A 25,812-nucleotide genomic window follows, 5' to 3' on the forward strand; every position below is an offset into this window, starting at 1 on the left:
AGCGACAGGACGCGATGATAGATCATCCGGCGGACGCCACCGCCAGACATTCCCTGCACGAGATCCCGACGCCTCTCTATCACCAGATCCAGCTGGTGCTCAGAGAGCGGATCGAGCAGGGCTATTACGGGCGGAGCGGGAACCTGCCGAGTGAGCAGGATCTCAGCCGGGAGTTCGATGTGTCGCGCATCACGGTGTCGCGCGCCATTCGCGAACTGGTTTCTCAAGGCCTGGTCCAGCGCCGTCGCGGCGCCGGAACGCGCATCATCCCGCAGAACATTCCCGGACCCATTTCCGCAGATATCGACGATCTCATCGAGACGCTGAACGAGATCGGCGAGAGTACGGAAGTCAGGGTCCTGGAATTCGGTTTTGTCATGCCGAGCCCCGATGTCCAGTCCGAACTGCAGGTCGGGCCAAACGACATGGTGCAGCGGGCGGTCCGCGTTCGCAGCAGCAAGGGCGCTCCCTTTTCCTATCTGACCAGCTACATACCCGGCGATATCGGCAAGGCGTTTGACGAGGCGGATCTTGCCGTGACGTCGCTCATGCGATTGCTGGAAAAGAATGGCGTGAAAATTGGTAGCGCGCGACAGAGTTTCAGCGCGGCGCTCGCCGATCCCCAGGTCGGCGCGGCGCTTGATTTGCCGGTCGGTTCTCCCCTCCTTGCTCTCACGCGAACCGTTTACGGGCGCGACGGCGCGCCGGTCGAATACCTGCGTTCACTCTATCGACCGGATCGATACCAGTACCGGATGACGATGGAGCGTGAAAAAACAGGGGGCGAGCAATGGTCGACAATGGATCGGGATCTGACCGTCATCCAGGGCAACAGACGGGACAGCTGAGCACTACCGCTGCGCGGGCACGAGCCAGGGCCGTCTGTGCATGTCCCGGTCGGAAAATGCGTCAATCATTGTCTTGCGAGACAGGGTAAGGTCGACGTCCTCCCAGCCATTGAGGAGTTTTTCGCGTTTCACCGGGTTGATCTCGAAGGCGATGCGCTGGCTGGCCGCATGGATCGTGCAGTCGCGAAGGTCGACAGTGACGTCTCCCTCCGCCGCCAGCAGAAACTCCACATCGTCTTCGGCCGCCTGGGCGGTCAAGAGTCCATTATTGGCGGCGTTGTTCGAAAAGATGTCGCCAAAGCTCGGCGCGATCACGCATCGAAAACCATGGTCGACGAGTGCGTAGACGGCGCCCTCGCGCGAGGATCCTCCGCCGAAATTACGACGCGCCACCAACACCTGTGCGCCTTTGGCCTCAGGGGCGTTTAACGCAAAGTCCGGCCGCAGATTGCCGTCATCATCGCGCGAAAGATCGTGGAGCAGGAAGTCGCCATAGCCATCGGAGCGCGGTTGGCTCATGAAGCGCGCTGGCAGCAGTTGGTCCGTATCGACATTCGAGAGCGGAAGCCTGACGGCGGCGGAAGCAATTGCGGTGAAGGGCGTCATGCGGCCGTCCCGGTTTCGAGTTTGCGCAGATCGGTCAGATGCCCGGTGACGGCCGCCGCCGCCGCCATGGCGGGCGACATGAGATGCGTGCGCGCGCCCGGACCCTGTCGACCGCGGAAATTGCGGTTGGTCGTCGACGCGCAGCGCTCGCCGGGGCCCACCAGATCGCCGTTCATGCCGACGCACATCGAACAGCCCGCTTCGACCCATTCGAGCCCGGCGTCGACAAAAATACGATCGAGACCCTCCTGCTCGGCGCGAGCCTTGATCAGACTCGACCCTGGCGAGACCAAGCCCGGCACCACGGCCTTGCGGCCGGCCAGAACCTTCGCCGCCGCGCGTAAATCCTCGATCCTCGAATTGGTGCAAGAACCGATGAAAACACGGTCGACGGCGATATCTTCTATCAGCTGTCCGGGGCGCAGTCCCATATAGTCTAGGGCCTCGCGCTGATGCTGGGCTTTCGCCTGGTCACTCGTTTTGGCGGGATCAGGCAGGCTGGCGGTCACCGGCAGGGCGTCCTCCGGACTCGTGCCCCAGGTGACCGTCGGAGTGAGGCTGGACGCATCGAGCGAGACTTCGCTGTCGAACGCGGCGTCCGGATCGGAATAGAGCGTTCGCCAGTGTTCAGTGGCGTTTTCGAGCAGCGCTGCGGCCGGCGCGAGCGGTCGAGACCGGATCCATTCGAAGGTTGTCTCGTCGGGCGCCACCATGCCGCAGCGCGCGCCGCTCTCGATCGAGAGATTGCAGAGTGTGAGCCGACCTTCCATGGATAGCGAGCGGATCGCCGAGCCGGCGTATTCGAGCGCGTGACCACGCGCGCCGTCAGCGCCCACCTTGGCGATGATGTTGAGCGCGATATCCTTCGCCGAAACGCCTTCGGGCAACGCGCCATCCACTGTGACGCGCATCTGTTTAGGCTTCATCTGCCACAGCGTCTGCGTCATGAGGACATGCGCCGCCTCGGAGGCGCCGATGCCGAACGCAATCGCGCCGAAAGCGCCGTGTGTCGAGGTGTGACTGTCGCCGCAGACGAGTGTCAGGCCGGGAAGGGTAAGTCCCTGTTCCGGTCCGACGACATGCACGATGCCCTGGCGCGGATCATCCAGTCCGAAAAGTTCAATATTGTGTTTGGCGCAGTTGTTTTCGAGCCGGCCCAGCATCGTGCGGATATCATCCGCGAAGTCTTCGCGTCGGCGGGTGCGCACCGGCACGTAATGGTCGGCCACGCCGAATGTCAGGTCCGGCCTTGCGGCTTTCGCTTCGCGTGACTTGAGCTTGGCGAAGGCGTGATGCGATCCTTCGTGAACGAAATGCCGGTCGATCCATAAAAGATCCTCGCCGTCCTCCCGTGTGACGACGACATGTTCGTTCCAGACCTTGTCAAACAGTGTAAGGGGCATTCAACCTCGATTTTCAGTCGGTCAGCGTAATATTGACTGGAATATTTCCGCGCGTTGCGTTTGAATAGGGACACATGGCGTGCGCCTTTTCCAACAACTTCTCGGCGGTGTCCCGGTCGACGTCCGGAATGGTCACGGTCATTTCAACGGCCAGACCATATCCCGGTTTGTCCTCGTTCGGACCGATCGAAACCTTGGCGACGGCCTCCGGCGTGCCGATCGTTGTTTTCTCCATCTGTGCGATGACGCCAAGCGTCGACACGAAACAGGCCGCATAGCCGCAGGCGAACAATTGCTCCGGATTGGTGCCTCCTTCTCCCGGGCCTCCCATCTCCTTAGGCTTCACAAGCGTCAGGTCGAGCGCGCCGTCAGGCGTAGAGGCGGCGCCTGTTCGTCCGCCGACGGCCTTGCCTTCTGCTGTATATAAGATCTTCATTTTGGAACTCCATCCGGTGTCGTTTGCCGGACCATTCCCTGGCCGGCGTTGGTGTCGAGCCAGGCCGCGTAATCCGCGCAGGCCTCTGCAGGCGTCATGAACTGAAAGCCGAAATCCTCCGCAAAGCGCGCGCCGCTTACAGGATTCCGGGATTTCGAAAGATCGTCATTATAGGCAACCTCCAACGGGTCTTCGCGCTCGATATGGCCGGGCTCCACGCCCATGGCCGCGCAAAGCAAATGCGGCGTCCAGACCGCGCCGAGGCTCAGATTGTAGATCCTGTGGGGCAGGGTCTCAGCCTGGAGCAGGATTTCCAGGCACTTTGCGATGTCGCGGCCTGACGTCCAGTCGCGCGCGCCGCCGTCCGGAAGACGGATCGACTCTTTCCGCTTGATCCGCATGGCGACCTGCCAGGGCGGCGAAAGCGTTTCGCGCACGCCCGTATCGTGTTCCCATGGTCCAAACAGCGCGGTGATGCGCGCGCACGCCGTTTCAAGTCCACGGCTACGTCCAGCTTCCGCGACCAGCAATTCGCTGGCGAGCTTCGAATAGCCGTAGAGCCCGGCGGGAGCCGTCTCCGTTGCTTCCGCAACCGGGCCCGCAAAAGGCGCCGGGCCGTACACCGCGGAGGAGGAGGGGTAGACGAAGCGGCGGACGCCTGCCTGAGCGGCCTCCTCGAGCAGGATCTGCGTTGAAAGCGTGTTGACCGAAAGCGTCCGTTCGGCCGACGCCAGCCTGGCCTGTGGTCCAAGCGTGATGGCGGCGGCGTGAAGCACGGCTTCGGGCCGGAAAGCGCTAAGGGCCTCGCAGACGGCGGAGCGGTCGCGAACATCCGCGGTGACGATCTCCAGAGAACCGGGCAGAGGCGCGAATGCGTGGAGGGCGACTGGTTCCAGCGGACGATCGCTTATGGCGCACACGTTGTGGCCGCTCGAAAGAAGCCGTTCGAGAAGATTAATCCCCAGGAAGCCCCCGGCGCCGGTGACGAGCATTTTCATGCGGCGGCTCCGGCAATTTCCCGGGCTGCGCGATGTCCGTGATAGACTGCTTCAAGAGCCGTTCTCGGCGCGTTGTTGTCCCCGATTTGCGTGACCGGTAGGCCGCGTTTGCGCAGTTCCAGATAGAGGCTCTGGTCGGCGTTGCGATGGGTCGCTCCGACTAATCCGCTAAACGACGCAACAGTCACTTCTCCGCAGGACAAATCTTCAACGGACAGGCATTTCCCGTCCCAGTGAACCGGTCTGCTCAAGGGACGCAAGCGCACGCCGAGTTCGCGCAGGCGGCGGAAATTCGCCAGTGTGGAATAGATGGTGGTTCTCCAGGCGATCGAGGCGGGGCTTGTGAAAACAGTAACCTTGCGGCCCAGAGACGCCAGATGTTCGATCAGGGAAAGCGCCGTCCATTCGCCGGTCTGATCCCAGAAGGCGATTTCGTTTCCCAGTCGGTCGGGGGCGTCTAGTGCTTCCATCTGGGTGGCGATCGGTCCGTCGCCGGGTAAGTCCGGACGTGTCTCGTCGGCGCCGATTGCAAGCAGCACATGGTCTATGGCTTTTTTCGACGCAAATTCGACGATTATATCGGCATCGGCGCGCACACCGAATTCCGGTGTAATTCCGTAGCGTTCCAGGCTCTTGGCCTGATAGTCGAGGAATTTGCTGAAATTGTTCCGCCGGGCAAGGCGCGGCGCCGCCGCCAACTGGCCGCCCAGTCCTTCCGAGGCTTCCCAGATCGTCGCCTCGTGACCGAAGGAGGCCAGGGTTGCAGCCGCTTCGCACCCGGCCGCGCCAGCGCCGACCACCAGGACCCGCTTTCGCCCGCCTGGGCTGCTATCGGGTTCGTCCCATTGGGCTTCCAGTCCGGCGCGCGGATTGACGAGGCACCGTATTGGCAGGTTGCGTTCGAGCATGCCGGCGCATCCCTGGTTACAGGCGATGCAGGGCCTTATCTCGTCGACGCGACCTTCGATGGATTTGCGGACGATCGCCGGCTCGGCAAGATGGGCTCTGGCCATGCCGACTGCGTCGGCGGTCCCCGAGGCAATTACGGATTCGGCCTCTGAAAGACCTGTGAAACGGCATACGGCGAAGACCGGTATCTCGTGTCCCGCCTCTCTGAGCGTCGAGCGTATTCCTGCTGGCAATTCGCGAAACGGCTCAGGATCCATGCCCATATCGGCCATCTGCGTCGCCAGTGAGTAGCTACCGTGATAGGCGGCGTGGCTGACATTGAAGAAGTCGACGCGCGACGCCTTCGCAAGAGCAAGAGCCGCCTGTTCCGCCTCCGCCGGCTCCAGGCCTCCGTCGATATATTCACTGCCGGAAAGCCTTATGCCAAGACATAGATTCGGCCCTATAGCCTCGCGCACGGCCAGCAGAACTGCGATCGGAAACCTGAGACGGTTTTCCAGCGAACCGCCATAGCGATCGTCGCGCTTGTTTGAGAGCGGCGAGATGAATTGCTGCAGGAGATGCCCATGCGCCATCTGCAGTTCAATGCCGTCGAAACCGGCCTCGACCAGGTTTTTGGCGGAGCGGACATGGCCGTCGATCACCGCTTCCATGTCGTATTCGTCCATCGGACGCGGCGGAAGCGCGGTGCCGGTCCAGGGGATGGGCGATGCGCCCCAGGACACAGTGCGCTCGAAGTCGCCCTCGACCTGTCTGCCCAGATGGATAACCTGGCCGAGAATGCATGCGTCTTCGGCCTTTACCGCATCCGTGATGCGGCGAAACGGTTCGATGCAGGACGAATCGAAACCCTGCACGGCTTGCGGCCTGCCCAGCGAATTCAGGTGAATGCGTATGGATTCGAAGATGATTGCGCCGACGCCGCCCCTTGCGCGTTCACGATGATAGGCGAGATGGCGCTCGCTCGGCAGATGGTTCTCGCCGTAATTAGTGGTGTGGGCCGGAACGAAAATGCGATTCCGGAAGGTCAGCGGTCCGACGTTCAGAGGACTCATCACATGCGGAAAGTCGGTTTCAGTCATGGCTCCCTGCTGCTGCGCTGCCAGTCCTCGCCACGAAAATTGTCTGGAAATTTACAGAATCCGGCGTGGCGTTCTCGTTGACAATCTGTATTATAATTAATACAACTATTGCAACATTTTTAATACCGGATCAGCCGTTTTTGTCACAGGTAACCCAACCCGCCAAAACCCATCGGGTCTATCTTCTGCTTCGGGACAGAATCACTGAAGGTCTCTTCGGTCAGAGTGGAAAACTGCCCGGTGAGCAGGCTTTGGCGGAAGAGCATTCGGTGTCGCGCGTGACCGTCAGGAGGGCGATCGACGGACTGGTCGCCGATGGTCTCGTGGAGAAGCGGGTCGGATCCGGAACCTATGTCAGGCAACCCGATCGCAAGATGCAGTCTGCGATCGCTGACGTCTCCAACGTTTTCACCCATCTCAAGGAAATGGGGCGCAGCACCGCCGTCAAAATGCTGTCGTTCGAATATGTCGTTCCTGAAAACCATGTCCGCGAGGCCCTGAAGCTGGAGGCGGACGAGCGCGTGCAACGATCGGTGAGGGTCCGTCTCGTCGACGATGAGCCGTTCTCCTATCTCACTGCGCAGGTGCCGGAAAGGATCGGCCGCCTTTACTCACGCGAGGATCTTTCCCGGGATCCCTTGCTGGAGCTGATCGAGCGTTCGGGCCTGAAGGCGAGCGCCGCATCGCAGGAAATCAGCGCAATGCTTGCCTCGCCGGATGTGGCGGAAGCCCTCGACGTCAAGGTCGGTTCCGCGCTTGTCTCGCTGACGAGAACGGTTCTCGACAGCCAGGGCAGGGGCATGGAGTATCTCGAAGCGCGCTACCGGCCGGACCGGTACGGCTTCCGGATGGATCTGGTTCGTTCGGGCGGCAATGGAGCCCGCTATTGGAGCCCTGCGGATAGAAAAAAGGAAAACCAGAATGCGCGGCATGCGCACACCAACAGGAAGAGGTGGAACAATGACTAGTGTAAAAAATATGCTTTCACGCCGTACGGTTCTGAAGGGAGCCGCCGCGCTTGGAGTGGGCGTGCTTGCAGCGCCGACCGTGCTCCGCGCACAGCCGGCGGCCGTCAAGATCGGTCTCCTGCAGCCGATGAGCGGATTTCTCGCCGGAGACGGTCAACTCGCTTCAATCGGCGCCAAGGTCGCCGTCGAAGAGGTCAATGCCGCGGGCGGCATCAAGTCCCTGGACGGCGCGCCGATCGAACTGATCATCGGAGACAGCCAGTCCAACGCCGAGGCGGGCGCCCAGGCGACGGAAACCCTGAATGACGAAGGCGTGAGCATCATCACAGGCGGTTTCGCCTCGGGCATTTCGACGACGGCCACCCAGGCGGCGGCGCGCTACGACCTGCCTTTCATCGTCGATACGGCCGTGTCGGATGCGATCACCGGACGCGGGCTGTCCAACACGTTCCGTTTCGGACCGAGCTTCAGCATCGCAACGACCATCGCCCTTGCCAATCTGCAGCGACTGAACGACGCCGCGGAAAACAAGGCGAAGACCGTCGCTCTCGTCCACGAGGACGGCCTGTTCGGTTCGGGCCTTGCCGGCCTGATGCAGGAAAAGCTTCCCGACATGGGCTTCGAGATCGTCGAGGTGATCAGCCACCCGACGCCTGCGCGCGACATGTCCAATGTCGTGCTTCGCCTGCGCTCGCTCAATCCTGACCTGATAATTCCGTCGCACTACTACAACGAGTTCGTTCTGTTTGCGCGGACGCTCCAGCAGCAGCGGGTCAAGCCGAAGGGAATTTACGCGATCTTCGGAGGCGCGGCGTCTTCCTATCGCTTCGTCAACGAATATCCGGAAGCAGCCGAAGGCGTGATGGACTGCAATCACTGGGGTATGCCCGACCATCCGGCGACTGCGAAATTGATGCAGACGGTCAAGGACGAAGGCACGTTCTACGCCTACAACACGCCGACCAACTATGCGCTGATCCATGTCGTCGCCCAGGCGCTGGAGAAGGCCGGCTCCTCCGACCGGGCCGCCTTGACCGAAACTCTGAAGACGCAGGAATTCGATCCGACCGTCATGCCTTATGGCATCGTCAAGTTCGACGAGACCGGGCAGAACCAGAATGCATTGCCGTTGAACACCCAGGTGCAGAACGGCGATATCAAGGTCATCTATCCGGAAGACTACGCGCAGGCCGAACCGATCTTCCCGGTCAACTGATTGTATTGACGGCTCCCGGCGGCATCCGTCGCCGGGACGCCACTTCATCGACAAGGCCTGACGCGCATGCCGGCGTCTGGCCCAGCGGACGAGTGAAATGTACCCCATCCCCATAATCGCGGAGGCGCTGATCAACGGGCTTATGCTCGGCGCGGTCTATGCGCTGGTGGCCGTCGGCCTCACGCTGATCTACGGGGTTCTTCATATCGTCAATTTCGCCCATGGCGCATTTCTGACGCTGTCCATGTTCGGTATCTGGCTTTTGTGGGAACACGCGGGTCTCGACCCTTATCTGTCGATTCTCGTGCTCACCCCGATCATGTTCGGGCTCGGATACGGCGTGCAGCGCTTTATCATTGGCCCGGCCGGTCACGGCCGTGACAATTCCATCCTGCTGGTGACGCTTGGCATTTCGATCGTCATCGAGAACGGATTGCTGGTCGTCTTCAAGTCCGACACCAGGACGATCGCAACGGATTACGGTTTCAGGGTCATCGAAATCGGGCCACTGCTTCTGTCCTGGCCGCGCGCCGTCGGGTTCGTCGTCACCATGGCGACGGCCGTCATCGTGTGGTTTATCCTCAACCGGACGGACGCCGGAAAGGCAATCCGCGCCGTCGCGAAGGAGAAACTTGGCGCCAGGCTTGTCGGCATCGACGTCAATCACATCTACGCCATGACGTTTGCTCTCGGGTCGGCCTGTCTGGCCGTGGCGGCCGGCCTGCTGATGCCGGTTTTCTACGTCAATCCTCAAACCGGCGGCGCCTTTGTCCTGGTTGCTTTCACCATCGTTGTCCTCGGCGGCATGGGGTCGGTCACCGGGGCGCTGCTCGGTGGCCTCCTGATCGGAGTCGTAGAAGCCGCATCCTCGCTTTTCCTTGGGGACAGCCTTGGTCAGCTCGGCATTTTCGTGCTGTTCATACTGGTGCTGCTTTTCAAGCCCACGGGCCTGTTCGGAGAGCGAATATGAGCGCCCGCGATCTGTTCCCGATCCTGCCTGTTATGCTTGTTCTGGCAGTTCTCCCGTTTCTGGGACTGTCCGGCAGTCTCCTCAATCTGCTGATCTTCATGATGATCGTCGCGTTGGCCGCCCAGGGCTGGAACGTGTTGGGGGGCTATGGCGGGCTCGCGTCCTTCGGTCACGCCGCCTTTTTCGGCACCGGCGCCTATGCCGCCGCCATCCTTCAGACCCGTTACGGCGTAAACGCCTGGGCTTCGCTCGTACTGGGCGTCGCGCTTGGCTCGCTGGTTGGAGCGTTCATTGGCTTTCTCACCTTTCGCTCCGGTCTCAAGGGCAGCTATTTTGCGCTGATAACCCTGGCATTCGCCGAAGTGCTACGCATTCTGGCCAATTCATCCGAGATCACCGGTGGTGGAGCAGGCATTGTCGTGCCGATCGATTACGGCTTCGAAAATCTGCAACTGCGCGACCGGCGGTTCTTCGTCTTGCTTGCGGTGGTCTGCGTCGGCGTCGGGCTGGTGATCACGCGCTGGCTCGACCGGTCGAAATTCGGCGCCTATCTGATCGCGATACGCGAGAACGAGGACGCCGCGCGCGCGCTCGGCGTCAACGTAATGAACGTCAAGCTCGGCGCGATAACCCTGTCGGCGGCTCTGACCGCGCTGTCGGGCGTTCTCTACACTCAGAACTTCCTCTTTCTGGACGCCAATATCGCCTACGGACCCTGGATTTCCATCGAGGCCCTGTTCGCCGCCATCGTCGGCGGTCTCGGAACAATGTTCGGTCCTCTCATCGGCGCGGTAGTGCTGCTCGGCGCCGGCGAGATTACGAAAGAGTTTTCCGGCGGAATTCCCGGATTCGATCTGCTGGTCTTCGGCGTGATCCTGATCATAACCGTCGCCTTCGCGCCAAAGGGACTGGCCGGCATTTCCCTGAAGGGCTTTCGCCGAAAGACTGGAGGCGACGCCGGACAAAGCGGCCGGGACGGAGGCGCCGATGCTTGAGATCGATCGCCTGAGCAAGCGTTTCTCCGGTCTCGTCGCCGTGGATGACGTCAGCATGCAGGTCAAACAGGGCTCCATCACCGGGCTGATCGGTCCGAACGGCGCGGGCAAGACGACGCTGTTTGCGATGTCCACCGGATTTGTGCCCGTCGATGCAGGCAATATCCGCTTCGAGGGCGCGACGGTTACATCCATGCCGCCGCACGACCGCACGCGTCTCGGCATGGTGCGCACCTTCCAGATCGTACAGCCATTCGCAGGGCTGTCCGTGCGCGAAAATATCGCCGTCGGCGCCTATTTGCGGACCCCCGAAAGGGCGGATGCGCTCGCCGAGGCCGAAACCGTAGGCAATCGGCTGGGGCTGGGTCCCATGCTGGATTTTGCAGCCTCATCCCTGACAGTGGCTGGACGCAAGCGTCTCGAACTGGCGCGCGCCTTGGCGACGCGGCCGCGCTTGCTCTTGCTCGATGAGGTTCTCGCGGGTCTCAATCCGACGGAAATTCGCGACATCCTTCCGGTGATCCGCTCAATTCGCGACGACGGCGTCACCATCTTCATGATCGAACACATCATGCAGGCCGTGATGAACCTTTGCGAGACCGTGTACGTGCTCAATGAGGGAAAGCTGATTGCCGAGGGCGCGCCCGCAATCGTATGCAGCGAACGCCCCGTTATCGAAGCCTATCTGGGACAAGGGGCCGCTGCCCGTCTGCAGGCGGAAGGGGGGCAACCCCATGCTTGAGGTTCGAAATGTCAGAACCGGGTACGGCGAAACGGAAATTCTGCGGGGCGTGAACCTGACGGTCGCCGAAGGCGAGATCGTCGCCGTGCTCGGGTCGAACGGCGTTGGCAAATCGACGCTGAATATGGCGCTTTCCGGTATTTTGCCTCTGTGGTCTGGCGAGATCGAGTTCACCGGACAGCGGATCGACCGGCTCAGTCCGGCGGAGATCGTTGAGGCCGGGCTGGTTCAGGTTCCGGAAGGGCGCAAGATTTTCCCGAATCTGACCGTCGAGGAAAATCTCGAACTGGGCAACTACCGCGGCGACCGGTCCCGGCGAAAGACGATGGTTGCGGACGTCTACGCCACTTTCGGGCGATTGAAGGAACGACGCAAGCAATACGCCGGGACGCTCTCCGGCGGCGAGCAGCAGATGCTGGCGATAGGGCGCGGAATGATGAGCGCGCCGCGTCTGCTCATTCTCGACGAGCCGTCGCTTGGCCTGTCGCCGCTGCTCGTGGAAGAGATGTTTACTCTCATTGGCCGATTGGCCGGGGAGGGGCTGACGATCCTGCTGGTCGAGCAGAATGTCATCCAGTCTCTGGAGATCGCGTCGCGCGCCTACATCCTCGAAAACGGGGAAGTGGTCGTGGAAGGCGCTGCGCGCAATCTGCGCGAAGATGCAAGATTAAGACAGGCATATTTGGGTTTGTAAGGAGTTTGAATGATGAATCGGGGGGCTCTCCAATGAGTTTCAAGTCACGTCTGAAGGAGAAAACGCCAGTGGTAGCGCCGGGGATCTACGATTCTCTGACGGCGTCGGTGGCCGAAGCAAGCGGCTTCGAGGCGTTGTATCTGTCCGGCGCAGGGATTGCCTACACGAGGCTCGGCCGGCCGGACATAGGCCTTGTCTCCATGTTCGAGGTGGCCGAAACCCTGACCATGGTCTGTGACCGCGTCGAGATACCCGTCATCGTCGATGCGGACACCGGTTATGGAAACGCTCTCAATGTAGAGCGTTGCATCAGGCTGTTTGAAAAGGCCGGCGCGCGGGCGATCCAGCTCGAGGATCAGACAATGCCGAAGCGTTGCGGTCACCTTGCCGACAAGCAGATCATCCCGGCAAGCGAGATGGTCGGAAAGATCCACGCCGCTGTCGATAGCCGCAAGAGCGAGGAAACCCTGATCGTCGGGCGGACCGATTCCCTGGCGATCGAGGGCGTTTCGGCGGCGATCGAGCGCGCGCAGATGTACGCCGAGGCAGGCGCCGACGTTCTGTTTGTGGAAGCGCCGCGCAGCCGCGACGACCTGGCGGAAATTGCGACCCGCCTCGGAACGGAAACGCCGCTGCTCGCCAATATGGTCGAAGGCGGATCTACGCCGATCATGCACGCCACCAACCTTGGTGAACTTGGATATTCCATCGTGATCTTTCCAGGCGGCATCGTGCGTTTCCTCGGGTTCGCCATGACCGAATACTACCAGAGCCTGGCGAAAAACGGCTCCAACCGGCCGATGGCGGACCGGATGTTCGACTTTACCCAACTGAACGGAATCCTCGGCACCCCCGAGATACTCGCCCGCGGGCAAGCCTATGAAACGGTGGGCAAGAAGGAGAATGACGCGTGAATGATGCCGAATCCGCGGCGTTGGACCCGGTGACACTGGCCGTCCTGAAGGGACGGCTCGAACAGATCGTCGATGAAATGGATGCGACACTGTACCGGTCTGCGTTCAATCCGACAATCGCCGAAGCCAAGGACGCCTGCCATGGCCTCTACGATCCGGTGACCGGCGATACGCTGGTCCAGGGCGCAAACGGTCTGCCGATCTTCGTCGGCGCGATGGCATTCGCGGTGCGGGCCGTGATCGCGAAGGTGGAGGAGGACGGGGATCTCGCTGACGGCGACATCTTTCTCTTCAACGATCCCTATGATGGCGGTACGCACCTCAACGATTTCCGCCTCGTGAGACCGCTTTTCAGAGATGGAGAATTGTTCTGCTGGATGGCGTCCGTCGGCCATTGGCTCGATATCGGCGGCAATGTCGCTGGCGGCTACAATCCAAAGGCGACGGAAAGTTTTCAGGAAGGCGTGCGCATTCCGCCGGTCAAGCTCTACGAGAAGGGCGTGCTGCGCAAGGACATCATCGCCATTCTGGAAGCCAATTCTCGGGTGCCGACGTCAAACTGGGGCGACATGAACGGACAGCTCAACGCCCTCGAACTCGGCGTCCGGCGCATGGGCGCGCTACTCGACGAATATGGCGACAAGACCATCGCCTCGGCGTTCACCGCATTTTCAGACCGTTCAGAAGCGCTGATGCGCGCGGCGATCAGCGCGCTGCCGGACGGCAGCTACTCGTTCTCCGATGTTCTGGACAATGACGGCATCGTCGACGAAGCGCTTTCGGTAATGCTGAAGGCGACTGTCCAGGGCGACCGCATGACGCTGGACTTCACGGGTTCGTCTCCGGCCTGCAAGGGCCCGATCAATATTTCCCGCTCGACCACGGTCGCGGCCTGCTACGTGGCGCTGAAGCACCTGTTTACAGACGTGCCCGCCAACGCCGGCTGTCTCCGCCCGATCGATTTCGTCATTCCCGAAGGCTCCATATTGGGCGCAGAAGCGCCGAAGCCGGTTGCGGGGTACACCGAAACCATCCTGCGCCTGATCGGCGTCATCTTCGGGGCGATCGCCCAGGCGGATCCCGACCGTGCGCTGGGCGGTCCCTTCGGCACGATCAACGCTCTGTCGATTTCAGGCCACGATGACGGTCGTCGGTTCGTGATGTTCTCCTTCTTCGGCGGCGGGCTTGGCGGTTCGCCAAAAAGCGATGGCCTGAACCACGCCAACAATCCGATTTCCACGGCCACTATACCGCCGGTGGAAATTCTCGAGGCCGCCTATCCGGTGATGTTCACCCGGTGGGGATTGCGCCCCGACAGCGCTGGCCCCGGCTGTCATCGCGGCGGCGTCGGCGCGGTCTACGAGATCGAGACGCTTCGGCCTTCCGACGTGGCCTTGCTCGGCGAACGCGGCAAGGCGCCGCCTTTCGGGGTCGCAGGCGGCGGTCCCGCCGCCATGAACCGTTTCTACTGGCAGACGCAAACCGGGGAGGAAAGCCCGCCGATGGTCTCCAAGATTACCGATCTGCATCTGCCGGCGGGCCGTCGGGTTCGGCTGGAAAGTCCGGGCGGCGGCGGTTGGGGAGATCCGCTGACGCGGCCAATCGAGCAGGTGAAGCGCGACGTGGAACTCGGTTTCGTCAGCGCGGCGTCTGCAGAAAAGGATTATGGAGTGATCCTGAACCAAGAGGGAGAGATTGACATAGCGGCGACGGAATCGCGCCGGAAGGAGCATGCGAAGTGAGTAACAGTACTGGCGGCTCGGTAGTTGGCGTTGATGTTGGCGGCACATTCACGGATCTTTTTCACTTCAACGAAACAAACGGGACGTTCTCGACCGCCAAGGTCCCGTCCAATCGCGGCGACGAGGCCGTCGGTTTTCTGGAGGGACTGACGAGTTTCGGTCCGCTGACGGAACTCGCGTCGATCGTCCATGGCACAACGGTAGGGACCAACGCGCTTCTGGAACGCAAGGGCGCCAAGGTCGGTCTGATTACCACCGAGGGCTTTCGCGATGTCCTCGAAATGCGTCGTCGCGACCGCAGGGCGACCTGGGGTCTTTCGGGCGATTTCATCCCGGTCGTGCCGAGAGATCTGCGTCTTGAGGTCGCCGAACGCACCATGGCTGACGGAACCATCCGCACGGAAGTCGATACGGAAGCCGTAAAGGCCGTCTGCCGCGAACTCATCGCCATGGGCGCCGAGGCGCTGGCGATCGTCTTCATGAACGCCTACGCCAACCCTGCAAACGAACAGGCGGCGCTTGAAGCAGCACGCAGCGTCTGGCCAAATGATCATATCGTCGGATCGGCCTCGATCCTTCCAGAAATCCGGGAGTTTGAGCGGACCTCGACTACCGTTCTCAATGCCTATCTGCAGCCCGTCGTCGGCAATTACATCGGCAAGCTGGAACATGCGCTCGCAGAGGGAAAATTCGACGGCAAGTTCCATATCGTTCAATCCAACGGCGGTGTCATGTCCACGGAAATGGCGCGGACGCTGCCGGCGCGCACGGCGCTCTCGGGTCCGGCCGCCGGCGTCATCGCCGCAGCCGCAATCGCCCGAGAAGCCGGCTTTCCGAATGTCGTAACGGGCGACCTCGGCGGCACCTCATTCGACGCCTCGCTAGTGGTCGACGGCAAATCGATGCTTGCGCCGCAGACGACGATTGACTTTGGACTGGTCATCCGCACACCGATGATCGAGATCGTGACGATCGGGGCCGGCGGCGGTTCGATCGCCCGCGTTGACGCCGGCGGCATGATCGAGGTCGGGCCGGAAAGCGCCGGGTCTCGCCCGGGACCTGTCTGCTACGGCCAGGGCAACGATCGACCGACGTTGACCGACGCCAATGTCGTGCTTGGGCGCATCAACGCTGAAAATCCGATCGGCGGCAAGCTTGACAGGCTGGACGTCGATGCGGCGAAGGCGGCGATTGCAAAGCACGTGGCCGAGCCGCTGGGTCTCGGCGTCATGGAAGCCGCCGAAGCGATCGTCAGGATAGCCGACAGCAAGATGGGCGGCGCCATTCGCCTGATGTCCATCGAACGCGGCCACGATCCGGCGAAATTCGCTGCGGTGCCCTTCGGCGGCGGCGGCGCGCTTCACGCCGGCGCGCTGATCAAGGACGTCGGGCTGAAGGCGGCGCTTGTCCCGCGCTATCCGGGAGTCACCTCGGCGCTGGGCTGCGTCATCGCTGACATCCGGCACGACCAGGTGCAGACGCTCAACGCCAATCTCAATGGTCTGGATATCGAAGCGCTCGACGCGCGCATGATGGAGGAGGCGAACCACGCGCGCGCCATCGTTGAAAGCGCTCGTCTCGCGGTCGAAAGGATCGACGTCCTGTTCGAACTCGACATGCATTATCTCGGCCAGACGCATACGCTGGCGGTGCCGCTGCCTGCCGAGGTGAAAGATGGCACGACGGGGGTAACGGTCGACCTGATCCGCAAGGCCTTCGAGAAGGCATATGAGGCGAGTTTCTCCCGATTGCTTCCGAATATCGGCGTCCGCATCGTCAATCTGCGCACGGCGGCGGTCGGGATCAGGCCTCGCTTCGACCTGTCAGCGCTGGCGGCGCCGAAGGACACCACGGTGGAAGGCGCGTTGCTGGGACACCGGGATGTCTGGTTCCAGGGCGAATGGCACAACACGGCGATCTACGCGCGCCTCGACCTGCCGGAGGGCGCGGTCATTTCCGGCCCCGCAATTCTCGAGCAGCCGGACGCGACAGTGGTCGTCGATCCGGACCTCACCGCGCGCGTGGATAATTTCGGCAACATCATCATGGAGCGCGCCTGATGAGCAGCGATGCAATTCCGATCGAGAAAACGGCGCTTCTGATCGTCGACCTGCAGAACGATTTCCTGCATCCGGACGGCGCCTACGGCCGGGCAGGGCAGACTGCGGCGTCGATCGCCGCCCTGCCGGGCCGGCTGAAGCCTCTGGCGGATCTTCTGCGCTGCCGGGGAGGGTGGGTCGTGTCGACCCAGTTTACCCTGGTGCCGGCGAAGGGCGGCGAGCCGATGATCGCGCCGCACCTGAAAAGCCTGCGACCGTTCCTGAAGAAGGGCGATTTCATGCCGGGCGGTTGGGGACACACCCTTGTCGACGAATTGCAGCCCGCCGACCTGGTGGTCGAGAAGATCGCCTATTCAGCCTTCTACCAGACGCGCATGGAGTGGGTTCTGCGAAAATGCGGGATCGAACGGCTTCTGGTCGCCGGCATTGTCACGAATGGCGGCGTCGCCACCACCGTCCGCGCCGCCCATGTGCGGGAATTCGATGCGATCGTGCTTGAGGATGGTTGCGCGGCGTTCTCCGCCGAGGTGCACGACACGGCCATTGCGGCGCTGAAGCCCGTCGGTCGCGTCGCGACGATTGAAGAGATGATCGCAGAACTCGGCTGAAGGCGCTATTGCGCGGCGATATCGGCGGCCGACTGACCGGCGACCCAACCGAAGGCGACAGCGGTTAAAAGACCGTTGCCGGAGAGGTAGCCTTCGGCCTGCGGTCCTGAAACCCCGCAGGCGGCTCCGCCGCCCGCCAGCAGGTTGGGAAATGGTTTGCCTTCTTCATCGACGACGCGGGCCTTGTCATCGATCAGCAATCCGCCTTGCGTGTGGAAGAGCGCTCCGGTGACCTTGATCGCATAATAGGGTGCGACAAGCGGAGGAAGGTCAGTCAGATCCCGACCCAGCCAGTCGACGCCTGTCCCGGCGCGCTCCGCCAGTGTTTCGGCCAGAGCATCGGCGGGCAATTTTGTAGCTGCCGCGAGTTCCTCGACGGTGTCGCCGCGTTTCACAGCGCCGATCTCCAGGGCTTCCCGATAGTTCGGGAAGCCGGTTCCGAACTGGTGGAGCCTTTCGTCGAATATTTCCCATGCGACGCCTTCTGGCTGAGCGAGAACCTTTTCGGCCTGCTCGGAATAGCCGCCGCTTTCGTTCGAAAATCGCTTGCCGGCGAGATTGACGGCTATGCCGCCCTCCGACATCAGCGCCCATGGAATAGGGATGCCGTGGGGATGGGCAAGCGAACCGTGCCCCTGACAGCCAGAAAGATCGCGCGTCGCGGCGCCCAGGGCCGCGCCCCATTTCAGCGCGTCGCCGGTGTTGCCCGCGTGACCGTGGAACACGCCGTTCGAGAGGCCCTGGATGTGTTTTGCGACAAGTTCGCTATCTCCGCCAAAGCCGCAGCAGGCGAGTATGACAGCCTTGCAGCCGATCACCTCCGACTTGCCATCCGGACGGGTCAGCCCCACCGCCGTGACTTTTCTTCCGTCACAATAGAGGCGATCGACCGTCGCTTCGGTGACGACCGGAACGCCCGCGGTTTCGGCCGCGTCAAGCAGGCGCATTTCCAGCGCCTCGCCGGTCTTGTCGGCAAGCGTGTGCATGCGAGGCCGGCTGAAACCCGGATACAGGAAATCGTCAATCACGATCCATTCGACAGCGTGCGCGTCGCCAAGCCAGTCGATCGCCGGACCGATTGACCGCGCGGCAAGACGCGCCGTCGCCCGATGGGAAAGCCCGTGCGATTTCGCGATGATGTCGTCGTACAGGAGCTCCGCATTATCGTCGATTCCCATCGCCTTTTGCTTCTTGGTTCCTGCCGCCGGAATGAACCCGGAAGACATGGACGTCGATCCTCTTGGCGACTTGTCCCTTTCGAGTACGATAACTTCTGCGCCCTTTTCCCCTGCCGCCATCGCCGCGGTCAGGCCACAGGCGCCGGCCCCGATGATGACGACGTCGACAAAGGTTTCGGGATTGGCGTCCGATGCGGGAAGAATTTGGGGATCCATGTTCTGTTTCGACCGATAGTGAGAGTAGCGGGAGGGCGGTGCGCTGTCAGTCTGTGCCTGACAGCATGTCTATTATTTCGTCGGTGCGGCGCACGTCGCCAAAGGCCTGCAGGAAAGTGGTCAGCGCGGCGAGATGCGCCTCGTCCGTGCGGGTGGCGTTGGCGTCCTCAATCATGATCGTCTTGAAGTCCGTCATCGCGGCGTCGCGCGCGGAGCTGTCGCAGCAGACATTGGTCATGCAGCCGGTCATCAGGATCGTATCTATCCCTGCCGTCCGCAGCAGAATGGGCAGGTTGGAGGTTCCGGGAAGAAAGGCCGAAAGCCGGTACTTGTTGACGATCATGTCGCCCTTTTGCACGTCGAGGCCTTCGTAAAGTTCGTGCAGTTCGGCGCCGTCCTGCAGTGCGTCCAGTATGCGGCCGGAAAGCGCCGGATTGACGATATGGTCGAAGAAGATCGGCCAGCCGGCTTCATCGAACGTCGCCCGAACCCAGACGACCCGACCGCCGGCCGCGCGCATCGCTTTGGCGAGCCGGTTCACATTCGGCACGATGGTGCGCGCCTGGGGAACCTCCGACGGCGCGCCGACATCCATGAAGGCGCGCTGCAGGTCGATCACGACCATGGCGGTCTTTTTCGGATCGATGTCCGGAAAGACATGCGGGCGTCCGCGTCTCTCCGCCGCCGCGCCTGTGACGGTTTCCGGCAGGAGTGGGTGCATGGGAAGCGTATCGGTCATCTGCTCTTGTCTCCGTATCAGCCGGCGCAGTGGACATTCAGAACGGCGGAGCGGCCGTTCTCGCGAATTTCGGTAAAGGCGCGATCGAGCGCGTCTGGCAGCAGCGCCGGATCGGCGACCGTATCGCCCCAGAGGCCGCAGGCGCGGGCGACGCCGGCGAAATCCGGCGCCGGCTCGAAGCGCGTCAAGGGCATGCTGTTGGCGCGCGCGGCGTAGCCGTCGGGATACATGGCGCGCGTCGCCCGGTCCACGGCGCCCCAGCCGCCATTGTTGAAGATCATCGCCAGGATCGGAATGTTTTCGGCCGCGGCGATCTGGTGGCAGGCGATCGGATTGGAAAACAGGTGGCTGCCGTCGCCAAGCGCTGCGATCACTTCCCTGTCCGGAGCCGCAAGCTTTGCGCCGAGCGCCGCCGGCAGGCCCCAGCCGAGGCCGCCAGATGGAGAGCTACCGTAGAATTCACCCGGATGTGTCGTCTTCATGACATTGCGAACAAGCGGATATTCGTTGACGAGGATCGAATTCTCCGCGCGCGCCCGGTCCAGACAGGCCGAAGCCCACGCCATCGTGATCTGTTGCGGTTGCGTGAGTGCGGCAGCGCGGCCGCTTTCACGCATCTCGGCGCAACGTTGCGATACCGAAGCGGCGCGTTCGTGGTCGGCAGGTGTTTCGCCGAGTTCGTCGAGCATCGCTTCGATGAAAAGTCGCGGCGAAGAATGGATTGTCAGATCGGAGCGAAAGCCGCGCATCGGATAGCGCGCCTGGAGAGGGTCGATCCCGACCTGGATAACCTTGAGGTCGTCGGCGACGCGGTTGCTGGCGGGCATCCAGGGCACGTCGCATTCCATGACCAGCACCAGATCGGCGTCGGCAAGCCATGGACCGATTTCGAAACCCCCGTGCATTGCGTCTTCACTCGACAGGCTGAGATGGCGCGGACGAAATTCAACGACGGGGGCGCCGAACGCCCGGGCGAACTTCGACAGGAGCGGCGGCACGGCCTTGTCCGCGCCGGCCCGCGCCGTAACGATAACCGGAGACTTTGCGGCGGAAAGCAATCGTGCGGCTTCGGTGACGTCGTCGGGATCGGGGCCGCCTGCGCGCGCCGGCTTCATTGAGGAGTTGGCGGGAATGGCTGTGTCCGCCGGCGGCATGGCAAGGAGTTCGCGGGGCAGGGTGATGTAAACAGGGCCGGCGGGATCCGAATGCGCAACCGCAAGCGCCCGATCCGTAGCCTGCACAAGCTGGCGCACATCCTTCAGTTCATAGTCCCAGCGCACGCTCTCGCGGACCATGCCCGCCTGGTCGAACATTTCCTGCGCCCAGTGGATGTTGAGCGACCGCGAGCCGTTTTGTCCTTCCTCAAGAAAGGGCGTGCGTCCGGCCGCAAGCATGAGCGGCACGTAGTCGCGATCGGCGTTGATCAGGCCGTTGATGGCGTTCGCGGTGCCGACATTGACATGCACCATGGCGGCCTGCGCGCGTCCGGAAACCATCGCGTGGCCGTGCGCCATGGAGATTGCGGCGTTCTCGTGCCCGCACAGGATCGGCCGCGGAATGGAGATGCCTGTCTGCTCGGCGCGGGCGATGGCCTCGACGATGGAGGGGAAATCGGTGCCCGCATTGGCGAAGAGAAAATCGACGCCGCGCGTGGCCAAAAGCCTGAGCCACGCTTCTCCAACTGTGTCGGGCGCAACTTCCATTTCAGAACCTCCTTGTCAGTTTTGTATTATTCACATAACAATATATCAGATGAAAGATGGAGACGACACCCGAATGTCAATCAAGGCCGTCGATATTGTGGTCAATCCGCTCACGCCGCAGATAGTCGCGGCACGGCCGGAATGGACGCGGACCTTTCATACGAAGAAAATCGGACGGGCTGAATCCGACGTCAAATCGGTCACGCATGAAGACATGATTCGGCAAATGGACGAGGCCGGGATCGAACGATCCTTCCTGATTGCCTGCAAGCTTGGCCAGGAAGGCACGCCTGGCGCCTGGCACATGCCCTATGAATGGGTTGCGGAGGCGGTCGCCGCCTGGCCTGACCGCTTTTCCGGCCTGGCCGGCGTTGACCCGACGGAAGGCATGGACGGCGTACGACGCCTCGAAGCTGCTGTTAGGGACATGGGCTTCATCGGCGCGCATACCTATCCGCACTGGTACGAAATCGAGCCGAACCACCGCAAATATTATCCCTTCTACGCAAAATGCGTGGAACTGGGCGTACCAATCCAGATGCAGGTCGGCCAGTCCCTGGTCTATTACGACAAGCGGCCTCTGCGCAGCGTCGCCAGACCGATCCTGCTCGACGATATCGCCTGTGACTTTCCCGAATTGAAGCTGATCGGCATCCACGTCGGCATACCGTGGACGGAAGAAATGATCGCGATGGCGTGGAAACACGAGAACGTTTTCATCGGATCGGATGCGCACAGCCCCAAATACTGGCCGCAATCCTTCGTGCATTACATCAACACGTATGGGCGGCACAAAGTCATGTTCGGGACCGATTATCCCGTGCTGGCTTTCAAGAGGACGATAGACGAGATCGAGGATCTCGCTCTTCGGGAGGACGCGAAGCAGTTGTTCCTGCGGGACAACGCCATGCGCGTCTATGGACTGGAATAAGAAAGGGAACAAGGAGCAACCCATGCGAAAGCTATTGTTGACGACTGCACTCGCCGCTGCGTTCATGGCGCCGGCGGCCTATGCCGACGAGACTGTGACGATCGGGATCGTGACGGCGCAAACCGGACCGCTTGCCGCTCCCGGCAAGTTTCAGATGAACGGATTCAACCTTGCTGTTGACGAAATCAACGGCAACGGCGGTTTCCAGGTAGGTGACACGACCTACATGCTGGAGCTCAAGGTCTATGACACGCGTTGCAACGCCGCCGAGGGCGCGTCCGCAATGCAGCGCCTGGCGACTGTCGATCAGGTGCCGATCGTGCTGGGTGAACTGTGCAGTCCTGTTGCGGCCGCCGAAGCGCCGATTGCGCAGGATTTTCAGGTTCCGCTCGTTGTCACCGTGCCGACAGCGTCGAGCCTGACGGAACAGGGCAATCCCTATTTCTTCCGGGTCAACGCCAATAGCGGCCAGCTTAACGAAGCGCTTGCCGCATTTGTCGAGACAATCGACTCCGAGCCGCTGTCCTTCATCGCTTGGAACAACGATACCGGCCGCGGCGGGGCCAACGGCATGCGGGAATTGCTGCCTGAGGATTTCGAATTCGGTTATATCGGCTTCTTCAATGTCGGCGAGGTGGATTTCGCAAACCACATCACGAATATCCGCAATGAAGACAGCAAGGCCATCATGCTGCTGATGGACGAGGAGCCGGGCGCTCTTGCAATCCGCCAGATCCGCGACGCAGGCCTCGACGCCAAGCTGATCGGTACGCTGGCGATGGGCTCCAACCGCTTTCTTGACCGGCTGAACGCCGAATATCTCAATGGCATGGTGCAGTACAGCTCGTTTCCGCCGAATGCCCCGATGGAGCGGATCAAGAACTTCTCCGACACCTACAAGGAAAAGTATGGCGAGGAATCGCACGGCTTCGCCGCGCAATCCTATGATGGCGTATTCGTGGCGGTCGAGGCCATGAAGGCCGCAGGCACCACCACCGACGGCGCCGCCATCCGCGATGCGCTCGCAGAGATCTCTGTCGACGGCGTGATCGGTACGATCTCGTTCGACGAGAAAGGTCAGGCTTCACCGCCCGTCTACATCACCGAATGGTGTGAAGACGGCAGCCGCAAGATCATTGCCCCTGAGGATCTTGCTGCTGATTGCGGCGCTGGCTGACCGAAAACCGTGACCGCCCCGCTCAGGCGGGGCGGTTGTCCGCTTCTCCCACCTGTTGACCGGAGCCACGATGGCGACCGCAATTCTCGAACAATTCATCAATGGCGCAATGATGGGCTCGATCTATGTCCTCATGGCGCTTGGCATGGTGCTGATCTACGGCGTGATGCATGTGCTCAACTTCGCCCATGGCGTCCTCTTCATGGTCGGGGGCTACCTCACGCATCTCTTCTTCTTCAGTTGGACAGGCAGCTATCCGCTGGCAATTCTCGGTTCGATGGTGGCGCTGGCCGCAATCGGTATTGTGCTGGAGCGACTGGTGTTCCGCGCGCTTCGTGACAATTTGCGCATGCAGATCGTCTCATCGCTGGGTCTCATCCTCATCATCCAGAACGGGGTGGTGCAGATCTGGGGACCGCACGCCCTTCAGATGCGTCCGACCACCGTCGAGACACTCGTCAAGTTCGGCCAATTGTCCTTCACCCTGCAGCATTTCGTCATCATGGGCGTGGTCGCGGCGGCCGTTGCGGCGCTTTACCTCTTCCTGACGCATACGCGCCTCGGAACAGCGATGCGCGCCACCAGCCAGGCGCCGGAAGCGGCCGTGGTCGTCGGCATCGATCCGAACCGCGTGTATACGCTGACTTTCATGATCGCCTGTGGGCTGGCGGGCCTCGGCGGCGCGCTTCTTGGTCCGCTCTTTATCATCTTTCCGCAGATGGGCGACGCGCCGATGCTGAAAGCGCTTTCGGCCATCGTCATCGGCGGCATGGGCAGCGTGCCCGGCGCCATCGTCGGCGGACTTGGCATCGGTATCGTCGAATCCCTGTCAACGCTGGTTATCCCGACCGACTACCGCGACACCATCACATTCGGAGTTCTCATCCTCATGCTGCTCATCCGGCCCTGGGGCATATTCGGCGTTCGGGTTCGCGGAGAGGATTGATAGTGATCATGAAACTGTCCCTTTCCACCATCGTCACCATTGTCATCCTCGCATTTGGCGTGCTCGCTCCGTTCATTTTCGGCGGTCAGCCCTACATTCTCTACGTCCTGACCCTGGCTCTCTGCTACACGATCCCCGCGATTGGCGTGAATATCCTCTACGGCTACACGGGCCTGGTTTCACTCGGTCATATGGGTTTCGCCGGCGTCGGCGCCTATACAACCGCGCTGCTGATGAAAGATGTGGGACTGCCCTTCGTCCCGTCGCTCTTTGGCGGCATGTTTGCCGCCGGATTTCTGGGCTTTCTGGTCGGCATTCCCTGCCTGCGCCTGCGCAGCCACTATTTCATCATCGTGACGCTTGCGGTCGGCATGATTCTCTTCACGCTGTTCAACAATCTTGACGGCTTGACCGGCGGCGCCGAGGGACTGCCCGGTATTCCGCGGCCAGGCAATATCGAGATTGGTTCGTTTGTCCTGGATTTCCGTTCGCTGACGGGATTCTACGTTCTTACCTTCATCATCGCGGCGTTGATCTTCGGGCTGCAATACATCCTGGTGCGCTCGGACTTCGGGCGCTCGCTCTCGTCGCTGCGTCAGGACGAGTCGCTTGCGGCGGCGCGCGGCGTCAACGTATTCGGCCACAAGCTGGCGGCGTTTGTCCTGTCGACGGCGATTGCCGGCGTCGGCGGCGCAATGAAGGTTCTGTTCCTGCGCGCCGCTGCGCCGCTGTCGTTCGACATGAATGAGAGCATCAATCTTATGATGATGCTTATCCTCGGCGGCGCCGGCTATCTTGTCGGCCCTGTCATTGGCGCCATCACATTTATTGCGCTTCCGGAATTTCTGCGTGTCGCCGCGGAAATGCGACTCATCTTTTTCGGCTTCGTCCTGCTCATCCTCGCCCGCTTTGCGCCCCGCGGCATCTGCGGCGCGGCGGAGGTCGCCTACCGGAAGCTGACCAACAAGGAGGCGAACGTTGTCCGCTATACTTGAAGTCTCCGACATCTCGAAGAGCTACGGCGGCATCCAGGCTGTCGACGGCGCGTCGTTTACACTCGATAAGACTGGCATCTATGGTCTGATCGGTCCCAACGGCGCCGGAAAGACCACGATGTTCGACATCATCTGCGGGAGACAGGTTCCGGACGCCGGCAAGGTGCTTTTTCATTCCTCGCGTGTCGACGGCGTCGAGCCGTACAAACTCGCGCGCCAGGGCCTTGCCAGAACCTTCCAGGAATGCCGCGTGCTGCCGGAGGAAACCTGCCTCGACAACGTGCTCTTCGCCGCGCAAAGCAAGCGCATGACAAGCGAGATGTTGCAGGTGTTCACGCGCAACACGAAACATCGACGCGACGCCGAGGTGGAGGCGCGGCGTCTGCTGCGTCTCATCAATCTCGAACAATACGCCGACCAGCCCGCCAGCGACCTGTCCTATGGCCAGCGAAGGCTTCTTGAGATCGTCTCCTGCTTCATGTCGAAGCCGCGCATCCTGCTGCTTGACGAACCGGCTTCCGGCATCAACCCGACGCTGCTGAACACGCTGCGCGACTTCCTCGTGGAGCTCTACGAGGAAACGAAGATCGTTTTCCTGATCGTCGAGCACAATATGGAGTTCATCATGTCGCTCGCCAGCACGATCATCGTCATGCACCAGGGCAGGGTTCTTATGCAGGGCGCGCCGGAGCAGGTTCAGGCGGACGAGAGCGTCATCGACGCCTATCTGGGATAA

The 25,812-nt window shown here is 61.6% G+C and carries 24 protein-coding genes; 16 read left to right on the top strand and 8 right to left on the bottom strand.

Going from position 1 to position 25,812, the window contains the following annotated elements:
* Positions 1 to 14: 14 nt before the first annotated feature.
* The gene (locus AAFN47_RS00285; protein WP_499807149.1) at positions 15 to 848 is read left to right on the top strand and encodes a GntR family transcriptional regulator; all 834 of its coding nucleotides are present in this window, start codon (positions 15 to 17) and stop codon (positions 846 to 848) included.
* A 3-nt stretch (positions 849 to 851) separates the two neighbouring features.
* Here the strand turns inward: AAFN47_RS00285 and leuD are convergent, their stop codons facing one another.
* The 5 genes from leuD to AAFN47_RS00310 are packed head-to-tail and all read right to left on the bottom strand — an operon-like array spanning position 852 to position 6,282.
* On the bottom strand, positions 852 to 1,454 hold the full coding sequence (leuD, locus tag AAFN47_RS00290) for a 3-isopropylmalate dehydratase small subunit (RefSeq protein WP_499807151.1): 603 nt from the start codon (positions 1,452 to 1,454) through the stop codon (positions 852 to 854).
* Positions 1,451 to 2,857 carry a 3-isopropylmalate dehydratase large subunit gene (gene leuC, locus AAFN47_RS00295; RefSeq protein WP_499807152.1) on the bottom strand — a complete coding sequence of 469 codons (1,407 nt, stop codon included), beginning with the start codon at positions 2,855 to 2,857 and terminating at the stop codon, positions 1,451 to 1,453. Before leuC ends, leuD begins: the two co-directional genes overlap by 4 nt.
* Before the next feature lie 13 nt (positions 2,858 to 2,870).
* Positions 2,871 to 3,293 (bottom strand): organic hydroperoxide resistance protein, encoded by a 423-nt coding sequence (locus tag AAFN47_RS00300; RefSeq protein ID WP_499807153.1) that lies wholly within the window; start codon positions 3,291 to 3,293, stop codon positions 2,871 to 2,873.
* Positions 3,290 to 4,291 (bottom strand): NAD-dependent epimerase/dehydratase family protein, encoded by a 1,002-nt coding sequence (locus tag AAFN47_RS00305; RefSeq protein ID WP_499807155.1) that lies wholly within the window; start codon positions 4,289 to 4,291, stop codon positions 3,290 to 3,292. Before AAFN47_RS00305 ends, AAFN47_RS00300 begins: the two co-directional genes overlap by 4 nt.
* On the bottom strand, positions 4,288 to 6,282 hold the full coding sequence (locus AAFN47_RS00310) for an oxidoreductase (RefSeq protein ID WP_499807156.1): 1,995 nt from the start codon (positions 6,280 to 6,282) through the stop codon (positions 4,288 to 4,290). Before AAFN47_RS00310 ends, AAFN47_RS00305 begins: the two co-directional genes overlap by 4 nt.
* Positions 6,283 to 6,422: 140 nt before the next feature.
* Here AAFN47_RS00310 and AAFN47_RS00315 point away from each other — a divergent pair, with 140 nt between their 5' ends.
* The 10 genes from AAFN47_RS00315 (at position 6,423) to AAFN47_RS00360 (ending at position 17,191) form a co-directional block, all read left to right on the top strand.
* Positions 6,423 to 7,250 (top strand): GntR family transcriptional regulator, encoded by an 828-nt coding sequence (locus AAFN47_RS00315; RefSeq protein ID WP_499807157.1) that lies wholly within the window; start codon positions 6,423 to 6,425, stop codon positions 7,248 to 7,250.
* Positions 7,243 to 8,466, top strand: a complete 1,224-nt coding sequence (locus AAFN47_RS00320; protein WP_499807158.1) for an ABC transporter substrate-binding protein — start codon at positions 7,243 to 7,245, stop codon at positions 8,464 to 8,466. The genes AAFN47_RS00315 and AAFN47_RS00320 overlap by 8 nt, the downstream gene beginning before the upstream one ends.
* A 97-nt stretch (positions 8,467 to 8,563) precedes the next feature.
* Positions 8,564 to 9,436: a branched-chain amino acid ABC transporter permease gene (locus AAFN47_RS00325; protein WP_499807159.1), complete on the top strand. Its 873-nt coding sequence runs from the start codon at positions 8,564 to 8,566 to the stop codon at positions 9,434 to 9,436.
* Positions 9,433 to 10,431, top strand: a complete 999-nt coding sequence (locus AAFN47_RS00330) for a branched-chain amino acid ABC transporter permease (protein ID WP_499807160.1) — start codon at positions 9,433 to 9,435, stop codon at positions 10,429 to 10,431. The genes AAFN47_RS00325 and AAFN47_RS00330 overlap by 4 nt, the downstream gene beginning before the upstream one ends.
* On the top strand, positions 10,424 to 11,173 hold the full coding sequence (locus AAFN47_RS00335) for an ABC transporter ATP-binding protein (RefSeq protein WP_499807161.1): 750 nt from the start codon (positions 10,424 to 10,426) through the stop codon (positions 11,171 to 11,173). Before AAFN47_RS00330 ends, AAFN47_RS00335 begins: the two co-directional genes overlap by 8 nt.
* Positions 11,166 to 11,867, top strand: coding sequence for an ABC transporter ATP-binding protein (locus tag AAFN47_RS00340; RefSeq protein ID WP_499807162.1), 702 nt, complete (start codon positions 11,166 to 11,168; stop codon positions 11,865 to 11,867). Before AAFN47_RS00335 ends, AAFN47_RS00340 begins: the two co-directional genes overlap by 8 nt.
* A 32-nt stretch (positions 11,868 to 11,899) precedes the next feature.
* The gene (locus AAFN47_RS00345; protein ID WP_499807163.1) at positions 11,900 to 12,781 is read left to right on the top strand and encodes an isocitrate lyase/PEP mutase family protein; all 882 of its coding nucleotides are present in this window, start codon (positions 11,900 to 11,902) and stop codon (positions 12,779 to 12,781) included.
* Positions 12,778 to 14,523, top strand: a complete 1,746-nt coding sequence (locus tag AAFN47_RS00350) for a hydantoinase B/oxoprolinase family protein (RefSeq protein ID WP_499807165.1) — start codon at positions 12,778 to 12,780, stop codon at positions 14,521 to 14,523. Before AAFN47_RS00345 ends, AAFN47_RS00350 begins: the two co-directional genes overlap by 4 nt.
* Positions 14,520 to 16,583: a hydantoinase/oxoprolinase family protein gene (locus AAFN47_RS00355; RefSeq protein WP_499807167.1), complete on the top strand. Its 2,064-nt coding sequence runs from the start codon at positions 14,520 to 14,522 to the stop codon at positions 16,581 to 16,583. Before AAFN47_RS00350 ends, AAFN47_RS00355 begins: the two co-directional genes overlap by 4 nt.
* Positions 16,583 to 17,191 carry a cysteine hydrolase family protein gene (locus AAFN47_RS00360; protein WP_499807168.1) on the top strand — a complete coding sequence of 203 codons (609 nt, stop codon included), beginning with the start codon at positions 16,583 to 16,585 and terminating at the stop codon, positions 17,189 to 17,191. The genes AAFN47_RS00355 and AAFN47_RS00360 overlap by 1 nt, the downstream gene beginning before the upstream one ends.
* A gap of 5 nt (positions 17,192 to 17,196) precedes the next feature.
* Here the strand turns inward: AAFN47_RS00360 and AAFN47_RS00365 are convergent, their stop codons facing one another.
* From AAFN47_RS00365 to AAFN47_RS00375, 3 genes are read right to left on the bottom strand one after another with little or no spacing between them, the layout of a single operon-like run.
* A complete protein-coding gene (locus tag AAFN47_RS00365) occupies positions 17,197 to 18,585 on the bottom strand; it encodes an FAD-dependent oxidoreductase (RefSeq protein ID WP_499807169.1) in 1,389 nt (462 codons plus the stop codon).
* 46 nt (positions 18,586 to 18,631) lie between these two features.
* Entirely contained in the window at positions 18,632 to 19,324 is a 693-nt protein-coding gene (locus AAFN47_RS00370) for an isochorismatase family protein (protein WP_499807170.1), read from the bottom strand.
* A 17-nt stretch (positions 19,325 to 19,341) separates the two neighbouring features.
* Positions 19,342 to 21,027, bottom strand: coding sequence for a thiamine pyrophosphate-requiring protein (locus tag AAFN47_RS00375; protein WP_499807171.1), 1,686 nt, complete (start codon positions 21,025 to 21,027; stop codon positions 19,342 to 19,344).
* Between the two features lie 73 nt (positions 21,028 to 21,100).
* On the opposite strand from AAFN47_RS00375, the gene AAFN47_RS00380 reads away from it, so the two are divergent.
* The 5 genes from AAFN47_RS00380 (at position 21,101) to AAFN47_RS00400 (ending at position 25,812) form a co-directional block, all read left to right on the top strand.
* Positions 21,101 to 21,958: an amidohydrolase family protein gene (locus AAFN47_RS00380; protein WP_499807172.1), complete on the top strand. Its 858-nt coding sequence runs from the start codon at positions 21,101 to 21,103 to the stop codon at positions 21,956 to 21,958.
* Between the two features lie 22 nt (positions 21,959 to 21,980).
* The gene (locus AAFN47_RS00385) at positions 21,981 to 23,135 is read left to right on the top strand and encodes an ABC transporter substrate-binding protein (protein ID WP_499807174.1); all 1,155 of its coding nucleotides are present in this window, start codon (positions 21,981 to 21,983) and stop codon (positions 23,133 to 23,135) included.
* A gap of 70 nt (positions 23,136 to 23,205) precedes the next feature.
* Entirely contained in the window at positions 23,206 to 24,081 is an 876-nt protein-coding gene (locus tag AAFN47_RS00390) for a branched-chain amino acid ABC transporter permease (RefSeq protein WP_499807175.1), read from the top strand.
* A gap of 8 nt (positions 24,082 to 24,089) precedes the next feature.
* Positions 24,090 to 25,076, top strand: coding sequence for a branched-chain amino acid ABC transporter permease (locus tag AAFN47_RS00395; RefSeq protein ID WP_499807176.1), 987 nt, complete (start codon positions 24,090 to 24,092; stop codon positions 25,074 to 25,076).
* On the top strand, positions 25,060 to 25,812 hold the full coding sequence (locus tag AAFN47_RS00400) for an ABC transporter ATP-binding protein (RefSeq protein WP_499807177.1): 753 nt from the start codon (positions 25,060 to 25,062) through the stop codon (positions 25,810 to 25,812). Before AAFN47_RS00395 ends, AAFN47_RS00400 begins: the two co-directional genes overlap by 17 nt.

The sequence above is a fragment of the Hoeflea sp. CAU 1731 genome (genome assembly GCF_039888615.1).
In the GTDB taxonomy this organism is placed as follows: Bacteria; Pseudomonadota; Alphaproteobacteria; order Rhizobiales; family Rhizobiaceae; genus Flavimaribacter.